We start from the raw sequence: 1,790 nt of genomic DNA, 5'->3' as shown, positions 1-1,790 counted from the left end.
ACGAAAGAGGGCGCCGCCAGGCGCCCTCTCCGCTTCGAAACGTCGGCGCCGCTTACTGCGGCAGCTTATCGTCGATGCCCTTGACGTAGAAATTCATGCCGAGCAGCGTGCCGTCGTCGGCGACCTCGCCGTCCTTCAGCCAGGGCGAGCCATCCTGCTTGGCGATCGGTCCGGTGAAGGGATTCCAGCCGCCGGCGATCTTCTTCTCGGTGGCTTCCGCCATCGCCTTCACGTCGTCGGGCATGTTGGTGTAGGGCGCGAGCTTGACCGCGCCGTCCTTGATGCCCAGCCACACATTGTCCGGCTTCCAGGTGCCGTCGAGCGCCGCCTGCACGCGGCTGATGTAATACGGACCCCATTCGTCGGTCAGCGAGGTCAGTTGCGCGTTCGGCGCGAACTTGATCATGTCGGACGACTGGCCGAAACCATGCAGCTTGCGCTCCTCGGCGACCTGCAGCGCGGCGGTCGAATCGGTGTGCTGCACGATGATGTCGGCGCCCTGGTCGAACAGCGCCTTGGCGGCGTCGGCTTCCTTGCCCGGGTCGAACCAGGAGTTCACCCACACGATCTTGACCTTGAAGTCGGGATTGACCGACTGCGCGCCGAGGATGAAGGAATTGATGCCCATCACCACTTCCGGGATCGGGAAGGAGACGATGTAGCCGGCGAGGCCCTTCTTCGATTCCTTGGCCGCGATCTGGCCGAGCACGTAGCGGCCTTCATAGAAGCGCGCATTGTAGATGCCGAGATTGTCGCCGGTCTTGAAACCGGTGGCATGCTCGAACATCACCTTGGGGAACTTCTTGGCGACCTTCACTTCGGCATCCATGAAGCCGAAGGAGGTGCCGAAGATGATCTTGCAGTTCTCGCGCGCCAGGCGCTCGAAAGCGCGGTCTGCGTCCGGACCTTCCGACACGTTTTCGAGATAGGCGGTCTCGACCTTGTCGCCGAGCGCCTTCTCGACCTCGAGGCGGCCCTGGTCGTGCTGGTAGGAGTAGCCGAAATCGCCGATCGGACCCGTATAGACCCAGCACGCCTTCAGCTTGTCGGCGGCCTCGGCGGTTGCCGCCAGCGACAGGGCCGCGGCCGTGGTCATCAACGCAATAAGCAGTTTTTTCATTGTGTTACCTCTCTGAGTTAAGCCTTGGAGCTTCCCGTCTTTTTGTTGTTGTCAACGATCCGGAACGAATGGCTGCCCCAACGAAGCCGGCGTGTTCATCATCGTCAGCCGCTTGTTGCGGGAGATTAGAACGAGAACCACGATGGTTGCCAGATAGGGCAGCGAAGAAAGAAATTGCGAAGGCACCGGAATGCCAAAAGCCTGTGCATGAAGCTGGCCGATCCACACCGCGCCGAAGATATAGGCGCCGGCCAGCACCCGCCACGGACGCCAGGACGCGAACACCACCAGCGCCAGCGCGATCCAGCCGCGGCCCGCGCTCATGTTCTCGACCCATTGCGGCGTATAGACCAGCGACAGGTGGCCGCCGGCAAGACCGGCGCAGGCGCCGCCGAACACCACCGCGAGATAACGGTAGCGGATCACCTTGATGCCGAGCGCGTGCGCCGACGTATGGCTGTCGCCGATCGAGCGCAGCGTAAGCCCCGTGCGCGTCCTGAACAGGAACCACATCACTGCCGCGGTCAGCGCGATCGAGATGTAGAATACCGGATCCTGGCCGAAGATCAGCCTGCCGACGACCGGGATCGAGCTGATCCCGGGAATGTCGAGATTGGGCAATCTCACGCCCGGCTGGCCGACGAAGCTGGTGCCGATCATGCCGGAGAGG

2 protein-coding genes are annotated in these 1,790 nt (G+C 62.7%); both read right to left on the bottom strand.

Annotated elements, in window-relative coordinates:
* Positions 1–52: 52 nt before the first annotated feature.
* Positions 53–1,120, bottom strand: a complete 1,068-nt coding sequence (locus EOD07_RS33040; protein ID WP_040982865.1) for a BMP family ABC transporter substrate-binding protein — start codon at positions 1,118–1,120, stop codon at positions 53–55.
* Positions 1,121–1,171: 51 nt separating this feature from the next.
* Positions 1,172–1,790, bottom strand: a 619-nt coding sequence (locus EOD07_RS33035) for an ABC transporter permease (protein WP_164772779.1), incomplete at its 5' end; no start/stop codon positions are given.

Source organism: Mesorhizobium sp. M2C.T.Ca.TU.002.02.1.1 (assembly GCF_003997225.1).
Note: the sequence above shows the minus strand (reverse complement) of the source record. Positions and strands in the feature narration are given on the sequence as shown.